Origin of the sequence: Bacillus sp. SIMBA_008, assembly GCF_046535495.1 — a bacterium.
Lineage (GTDB): Bacteria > Bacillota > Bacilli > Bacillales > Bacillaceae > Bacillus > Bacillus subtilis.
On sequence record NZ_JAWRWL010001039.1, the window covers coordinates 1 to 246 of the forward strand.

Below are 246 nucleotides of genomic sequence, written 5' to 3' on the forward strand. Positions count from 1 at the left end.
GGGGCTGCGGCTATGCGACAGAGGCGGCGAACGCCTGTCTGGACTACGGTTTTCATACGCAGCAATACGGACGCATAGCGGCGCTGATTGATCCGGAAAATGCTGCCTCCGTCCGCGTCGCGGAAAAAATCGGCATGGTGCCCGGTGAGACCGTTACCAAATGGGAGAGGCGGCTGACGGTATTTGACATCACATCTGACATTGAACGTTTCGGCGAAATGTAGTATGATACGAACAGACATGTTT

1 protein-coding gene is annotated in these 246 nt (G+C 54.5%); it reads left to right on the forward strand.

Annotation, left to right across the window (positions count from 1 at the left end; translation table 11 throughout):
- The coding region (locus SB658_RS26575) for a GNAT family N-acetyltransferase (RefSeq protein ID WP_410603489.1) at window positions 1-224 on the forward strand (224 nt) is incomplete at its 5' end.
- Window positions 225-246 lie beyond the last annotated feature (22 nt).